Annotated in this window: 8 protein-coding genes and 1 pseudogene; 3 read left to right on the plus strand and 6 right to left on the minus strand. The window is 66.7% G+C overall.

The window, feature by feature from the left end:
- Nucleotides 1-39: 39 nt before the first annotated feature.
- The 6 genes and pseudogenes from NBM05_RS15815 to NBM05_RS04135 form a co-directional block, all read right to left on the minus strand.
- A pseudogene (locus NBM05_RS15815) lies at nt 40-228 on the minus strand (hypothetical protein); the annotation flags it as partial.
- Nucleotides 225-374 carry a hypothetical protein gene (locus tag NBM05_RS04115; protein WP_254165315.1) on the minus strand — a complete coding sequence of 50 codons (150 nt, stop codon included), beginning with the start codon at nt 372-374 and terminating at the stop codon, nt 225-227. The gene NBM05_RS04115 and the pseudogene NBM05_RS15815, both read right to left, overlap by 4 nt.
- Before the next feature lie 91 nt (nt 375-465).
- On the minus strand, nt 466-1,323 hold the full coding sequence (locus tag NBM05_RS04120; RefSeq protein WP_254165317.1) for an aldo/keto reductase: 858 nt from the start codon (nt 1,321-1,323) through the stop codon (nt 466-468).
- Between the two features lie 78 nt (nt 1,324-1,401).
- Nucleotides 1,402-2,286 (minus strand): helix-turn-helix transcriptional regulator, encoded by an 885-nt coding sequence (locus tag NBM05_RS04125; protein WP_254165319.1) that lies wholly within the window; start codon nt 2,284-2,286, stop codon nt 1,402-1,404.
- Between the two features lie 24 nt (nt 2,287-2,310).
- Entirely contained in the window at nt 2,311-3,087 is a 777-nt protein-coding gene (locus NBM05_RS04130; protein WP_254165321.1) for an SDR family NAD(P)-dependent oxidoreductase, read from the minus strand.
- A gap of 168 nt (nt 3,088-3,255) precedes the next feature.
- Nucleotides 3,256-3,933: a TetR/AcrR family transcriptional regulator gene (locus tag NBM05_RS04135; protein ID WP_254165323.1), complete on the minus strand. Its 678-nt coding sequence runs from the start codon at nt 3,931-3,933 to the stop codon at nt 3,256-3,258.
- A 159-nt stretch (nt 3,934-4,092) separates the two neighbouring features.
- On the opposite strand from NBM05_RS04135, the gene NBM05_RS04140 reads away from it, so the two are divergent.
- The 3 genes from NBM05_RS04140 to NBM05_RS04150 form a co-directional block, all read left to right on the plus strand.
- Entirely contained in the window at nt 4,093-5,316 is a 1,224-nt protein-coding gene (locus tag NBM05_RS04140; RefSeq protein WP_254165325.1) for an MFS transporter, read from the plus strand.
- A 21-nt stretch (nt 5,317-5,337) separates the two neighbouring features.
- On the plus strand, nt 5,338-6,189 hold the full coding sequence (locus NBM05_RS04145) for an aldo/keto reductase (RefSeq protein WP_254165327.1): 852 nt from the start codon (nt 5,338-5,340) through the stop codon (nt 6,187-6,189).
- 40 nt (nt 6,190-6,229) lie between these two features.
- Nucleotides 6,230-6,850, plus strand: a 621-nt coding sequence (locus NBM05_RS04150; protein ID WP_254165329.1) for an aldo/keto reductase, incomplete at its 3' end; no start/stop codon positions are given.

The following is a 6,850-nucleotide window of genomic DNA, read 5'->3' on the forward strand; positions in this document are numbered from 1 at the left end:
CCAGGCGGAGACGTCGTCGCCGAGGGCAGCGACGTGTCCGGCGAACTCGTAGCCCGCGACCTGTCCGGCCACGCCCGTATCGGCGAGCTGGAGGCGATCGACCTCGTTGGTCGCCACGGCCTGAACCTGGACGAGGACCTCACCCGGTCCCGGCGTCGGTCGGGGAACCTCTGCCCGTTCCCACTGCGGACCGGCAGTGCCGATCAGTGCGGCCATCGTTTGTGTCATCGTGTTCTCCGTTTCGTCGGGGGAAGGTAGGTGGGTGTGGCGGTGGCGACGGCGGGCACGATGTCGCGGGTCAAGACCTGCAAGACCCCGAATTCGAGCTGCGGGATCGCGTGGCCGTCGTTGAGAGCGATGTAGGGAATGCTCACGATGGGGGGGGGTCTGATACCGCGCGGAGCCCCGGGGAACCATCGATCCCGGGGAACCCGCGAATCTGTTAGGTCTCGTTTGTTCAGGTGGTTACTTGCCGCTGAAGACAGGGAAGGCGGCGTGCTCGCCGTAGTCTCGCGCCTTCAGGTCGCGCAGTACTGTCATATCCGCCTCGGTGATCTCGAAGTCGACCTCGGCGTTGGTCCGCATGTGGTCCGGGTTGCCGGTCTTCGGCAGCGACACGGTGCCGAGCTGGAGCGTGTAGCGGATGCACAGCTGCGGCACCGTCACCCCGTACTTCTCGGCCATCGCCTGGATCTCGGGGTGGTCCAGGATCGCGCCGTGCCCGATCGGCGAGTACGCCTCCACGAGGATGTTCTTGGACTTGCAGTAGGCCAGCAGCTCGGACGGGGTGTTGCCGGCGTGCACGAGCAGCTGGTTCACGTGCGGGATGATCTCCGCCGTCTCCAGCAGGCTGTCGAGATCGGCCTGGAGGAAGTTGGAGACCCCGATGGCGTGGATCTTGCCCGCCCGGTACGCCTCTTCCAGTGCCCGCCAGGCTTCGCGGTTGCCGTCGGCGTAGTCACCGCCGCGGAAGTCCTCCCACGGCTGCGGCGCATGGATGAGCATCAGATCGAGGTAGTCCAGACCTATCAGCTGCAACGACTGGTCAATAGAGGCGACCGCACCCGCGTAGTCCTTGACCTCCGCGGCCAGCTTGGTGGCGACAAACAGCTGCTCTCGCGGCACGGAGGCGGTGCGCACGCCCTCGCCGACGCCGCGCTCGTTGCCGTAGGCCTGGGCGGTATCGATGTTGCGGTACCCGATCTCGACAGCGGCGCGGACGGCATCGACGACCTGGTCGTCGTTGATGAACCAGGTGCCCAACCCCAGCTTGGGAATCTCGACACTGTCCGACAGGACGTAGGTTTCATTCAGAATCTTCATCGTTCTCCTCATTCCTCTTCGGGATGCTGCGGGGCATCCCGCGGCGCCAGACCGTTTAAGCTGGTGCCGGTGTGATGGTCAGTGCCTGCGCTCAGGGCTGCCCGTCGGCTCGTGCTGGTCGTGCGGCGTGGCCGCCCAGCTGGCCAGCAGCCGCATCCTCTCCGCGGTGGGCGAGTTCGGCTCGACCGTGAAGACGAGCATCACCAGCCCCGGGTCGGCCGAGAGCTCGAAGGACTCATACCCGAACTCTAGGTCTCCGACATCGGGGTGGGTCAGCAGCTTCGCACCCGAACGATGCCGCAGCACGTCATGGGAGGCCCACAGGGCGCTGAACTCCTCGCTCTGCGTGGTCAGGGTGCCCACGATCTCGATGAGCTCACGGTCATACGGGTCTTGTGCCGAGGCGGCCCGCAGCATGGCGACGACATCGTGCTTGGCGATATCGGCGTCCCGGTGGAACCGCATCGCCGCGGGGTCGAGGAACAGCCATTTCGCGTAGTTGTACTGGTCCCTGGAGCCATCGGCCGGCAGTGAGTGCAACGCGCGGGCGATCGGGTTGAACGCGAGCCGGTCCAGACGGGCGTTCTGCACCAGCGCGGGAGCCTCGATCGAATCCAGGACCTGCTGGATGCCCGGCCGCACCGTCGTCCGCGTCGACTTCTTCTTCCGCGGTGGCCGCCGCTGGGTGACCTCGACGAGGTCGAACAGGTGCCTGCGCTCGTCCTCGTCCAGTTGCAGGGCGCGGGCGATCGCTTCGAGGACCTCGCGTGAGGCCCCGGAAATCTTGCCCCGCTCCAGGCGGGCATAGTAGTCGGAGCTGACCCCGGCGAGATGGGCGACCTCTTCCCGGCGCAGGCCCGGCACTCGGCGTGCCCCGCTGTAGAGGGGCACACCGGCGTCCTCCGGGGAGAGCCGTGCCCTCCGGGAGGCGAGGAAACTGCTGATCTCCGACCGAGAATCCATACTCACCAGAATATTTCCGTCAGCTCAGTGGGTGGTGTAGCCGCCGTCGACCGGCAACACCGCGCCGAGGACGAAGCTCGCGGCCGGGCTGCACAGCCACACGGCCGCCGCGGCGACCTCCTCTGCCTGCCCGAGACGGCCGATGGGCTGATCCTGGATGATGCCGGCCATGGCCTCGGCCTGCCCCTCAAGCATGTCGGCGACCATCGGGGTCTCCACCACCCCGGGGCAGACGACGTTGATGCGGATACCCTTCGACGCGTACTCGACTGCCGCGCTCTTGCTCAAACCGACCACGCCGTGCTTAGAGGCATGGTAGGCCGCCCGCTCAGGCAGGCCCACCAGACCGCCGAGGGAGGAGCAATTCACGATCGCACCAGAGCCCTGCTTGCGCATGTGTCCCAGCTCGTGCTTCTGCGCCGCCCATACCCCGCGCAGATTCACCGCGTTGACCTGATCGAAGTCCTCAGCGGTTTCGTCCGCGGCATCGGCGGGTGGGGCCTGCACTCCGGCAGCGTTGAAGGCCATGTCGAGGCGCCCAAACGTGTCCACGGCCTGGTCCACGGCCTTGGCGACCTGTGCCTCATCGGTGACGTCGCAGGTGATGCCGATCGCCTGATAACCGGCGTCGATGAGCGTCTGCGCGGCCTGCTCGACGGCGTCCGCGCTGCGATCCAGCAGCGCGACAGCAGCCCCGTTCTCGGCGAAGCTGCGGGCGGCGGCCAGCCCCATACCGGAAGCCGCTCCGGTCACGAGAGCGACCTGGCCGGTGAAGTCGTATGCGGGGTTGTTGTTCGTCATCAGTGGATATCCCATCGTCGGCTCGTTCTGTGCATCGTGCGACGCCAACCACCGAAGGGCTGACACCACGTCTACGACGCTATGCCGTGCACCGGGAGCGAACCAGGACCTCTCAGACCACGTCTCCAGCTGCCCCCTCTGGCGTCCGGTGCAGCGACGGGCACGAGCTCAGTCGCGGGGATGCGTCGACACAGAGCCGAGGAGAAGGTGGGTCTGCGCTGTGGTCAGCGGCGGCACGGGCAGGGCCGTGGCCTTGTCTCGGTAGGGCCGCAGTCCGTCGAGCAGCATCCAGAGATACCGGCGGTAGAGCTGTCCGATGTCATCTCGCTCGTCGGGGGGCGGGCCATCCTGGGCGGTGGATGCGATCGCGGTGAGGGCGACCTGGAGCAGGATGAGATCGGTGCCGGTCACGTCCTCGCGAAGCAGGCCCGCTTCGCGGGCGCGATCTGCGACTTGGTTGACCAGGGGTGCGAGCCGGTCGCGACCCCAGTCATACTTCTGCGGCTGCGCGAACTGGCCGGAGAGCACCTGTGCCATGCCACGGTCCTTCGCCTGGATCGCTAACGAGCGTTCCAGGTAGAGCACGAGCCCCTCCCAAGGGTCCGGGTGAGCCAGCGCCTCGGCGAGGATGGCCTCCAGCTCCTCGACCTGCTGGGCGAGGATCGCGTCGATGAGTTCTTCTTTGTTCGCGAACCGGCGGTAGGCGGTGCCAACTCCGACGCCAGCGTGGTGGGCAACGTCGTTAAGCGTGGCATCCAGGCCACGCTGAGCGAAGACCTCCCGCCCGGCGGTCAGCAGTCGCTCCCGATTGAGTGCGGCGTCCTTGCGCAGTTTTGGTTCGGCCATGCCCCCACTCTAGCAAGCGGATGCATCACATCCACTTCTCTGTTAAGCTGATCTATGTGGATGCGACACATCCGCTTCGCATGTGAGTGCGACACCCTCACTGCCCGGATGCGATCGCATCGCCTGTCGTACTTGTCCTCGCGTGATCGAAAGGCTTCCGTGACCTCAACAATGACCCGAACCGGCACCGAGCGTTTCCCATGGCTGGCGATCCTCGTGCTCGCCTCTGCCGGGTTCCTCGCCCTCGCGGTCGAACTCAGCCCGGCCGGGCTGCTGAACCAGATGGCTCCCGGCCTGAACATGAACATTGCCGCAGCCGGCTCGCTGACGGCCCTCTACTCGCTGGGCAATGCGATCCTCGCCCTCCCTTTGACCTCGCTGGCCCTGCGGTTCTCCCGCCGGTTCAGCCTTACTGCGACGCTGCTGGTGTTCGTGATCGGCAACATCCTCGTCGTAGTCGCCTCCGACCTGATGCCGGCCCTAGTGGGACGGTTCATCTCCGGCGGCGCGCATGGCCTGTTGATGTCGCTGGCACCGGCCGTCGCGGTCGGCATGGCTGGGCTCACGCACGAGCGCCGTGCGCTGAGTATCGTGATCGGCGCGAACACCGTCGGCATCGCGCTCGGCGCGCCCCTGGCCTCGTTCGTCGGTACGACCCTAGGCTGGCAGGCCACCTTCATCGGGGCTGCCGCCGTCGCCCTGGTCTGCGCGGTCCTGCTCGCCGCGAAGATCCCGCCGATGCGGGCCGAGTCCACCCAGCAGATGCCGCTGATCCAGGCGCTGCGCCAGCCCGGCGTGCTGCGCATGGGCGGCGGATGGGGGCTGCTGATGCTCGCTTACATGAGCGTCATCACTTTCATCGACCCCTATCTCGCCGCCCTCGGCGCACCACCGCTCTTGACGAGCCTGTCGCTGCTGTTCTTCGGTGGCGCAGGGCTGGTCGGGATCTGGCTCGGCGGGCAGATCGCCACCCGATCCCGCCTGGCGGCACTCATCACGATGCCGGTGTTCATGGCGGTCGCGCTGTTGGGCCTGTCGTTCGGGATCACGAGCATCCCCGTCGTGCTCATCCTGCTGCTGGTGTGGGGTGTCGGGTTCTCCGGCCTGGTCATGGTCTGGCAGCAGACCCTGCTCCTGGTCGGGCACCGCTCCCCGGAGAAGTCGATGAGCATCGGCGTCGTCCTCACCCAGCTCGGCATGGCCGCAGGCGCCGCGCTCGGCGGGGTCATACTCGATTCCTTCGGGGTGCTGGCCACCCCGCTGGTCGGCGCGATCGTCACCGCCGCGACCCTGCTCCTGCTCATCGGCATCAAGCCGATCCTCACCACCGCCGAGACCGAACGCGCTCACGCGCAGTCCGCCCCCGAGACCACGAACGTCTGAACCACGAGAAGGAGAACCCACATGACCACTGTTCCCACCACCACACTGAACAACGGGGTGCAGATGCCGCAGCTGGGCCTGGGCGTCTTCCAGATGGACGATGCCCAGGTCCGAGAGACCATCCCGATGGCTCTGGACGCGGGCTACCGGCTCGTCGACACGGCCTCGCGCTACTACAACGAGCAGGCCGTCGGCCAGGCCCTCGCCGAATCGGACGTTCCGCGTGAGGAGCTGTTCGTCACGACGAAGCTGTGGTTCAAGGACCACGGCTATCAGCAGACCAAGGACGCCCTCGACGTCTCGCTCGACAACCTCGGCCTGGATTACCTCGATCTGTGGCTGATTCATCAGCCTTTCGGCGACACCTACGCCGCGTGGCGGGCGATGGAAGACCTGCTGGACGAGGGCCGGGTGCGAGCGATCGGGGTGTCGAACTTCTTCGACGACCGCTACGCCGACCTCGTCACCCACAACAGGGTCACCCCGGCGGTGAACCAGCGCGAGACCCACCCGTTCAACCAGCAGATCGACACCCAGAAGCTTCTCGCCGACCACGGCACCGCCCTCCAGGCATGGGGGCCGCTCGGGCAGGGCGACCCCGACATCCTGGACCATCCTGTGCTCACCGAGATCGCCGCCGCGCACGGGGTGAGCGTGGCGCAGGTGATCCTGCGTTGGCACATCCAGCGCGACATCGCCCTGGTCGTGAAGTCCACCCACGAGGAGCGACTGACGGAGAACATCGCCGTCTTCGACTTCCAGCTCACCGAAGAGGAGATGGGCCGGATCGCAGCGCTCGACCGGGCACAGGCCGCAGGCGACTTCGATCACCGCGATCCGCGGATGCTCGAACTGCTGCTGACCCTCGACTGAACAACCCCACCTACACGACACAGTTACGGAGAGAACCGCTATGACCACCACTGTTCCCACGATCACGCTCACCGGCGGTGTGGAGATGCCCGCCCTCGGATTCGGCGTCTTCCAGTCGCCCCCGGAGGAGACGACCGCCGCAGTCCATGCGGCGCTCGATACCGGGTACCGGCACATTGACACCGCCGCCTCCTACGGCAACGAACGTGAGGTCGGCGAGGGCATCCGCGCCTCGGGCATCGACCGCGACGAGGTGTTCATCGAGACCAAGGTCTGGATCAACGACTACGGCACCGAAGCGACCCGGCACGCCTTCGAGAAGGCCGCCGGCAAGCTCGGCGTCGAGACGATCGAGCTGCTGATCCTGCACCAGCCGCTGACCAGCCGCTTCGACCTGACCATCGACGCCTACCGGGCGTTGGAGGCCCTACTGGCCGAGGGCAAAGTCCGTGCGATCGGAGTCAGTAACTTCATGCCCGAGGACCTCGACCGGCTGATCGAGGCCACCAGCGTGATCCCGGCGGTCAACCAGGTCGAACTGCACCCCTACTTCCAGCAGCCCGACGTACAGGAGGCCAATGCCCGGCACGGCGTGCTCACTCAGGCGTGGTCGCCGATCGGCGGGATCACGTTCTACCCCGGCTTCGGCGAGGGCCGCGTC

Origin of the sequence: Rothia santali (assembly GCF_024199905.1) — a bacterium.
GTDB lineage: Bacteria > Actinomycetota > Actinomycetes > Actinomycetales > Micrococcaceae > Rothia > Rothia santali.

What these genes read in the sequence shown, in the direction of transcription:
- NBM05_RS04120 (WP_254165317.1), bottom strand. Translation starts at nt 1,323, where the DNA reads ATGAAGATTCTGAATGAAACCTACGTCCTGTCGGACAGTGTCGAGATT.
- NBM05_RS04125 (WP_254165319.1), bottom strand. Translation starts at nt 2,286, where the DNA reads ATGGATTCTCGGTCGGAGATCAGCAGTTTCCTCGCCTCCCGGAGGGCA.
- NBM05_RS04130 (WP_254165321.1), bottom strand. Translation starts at nt 3,087, where the DNA reads ATGACGAACAACAACCCCGCATACGACTTCACCGGCCAGGTCGCTCTC.
- NBM05_RS04135 (WP_254165323.1), bottom strand. Translation starts at nt 3,933, where the DNA reads ATGGCCGAACCAAAACTGCGCAAGGACGCCGCACTCAATCGGGAGCGA.
- NBM05_RS04145 (WP_254165327.1), top strand. Translation starts at nt 5,338, where the DNA reads ATGACCACTGTTCCCACCACCACACTGAACAACGGGGTGCAGATGCCG.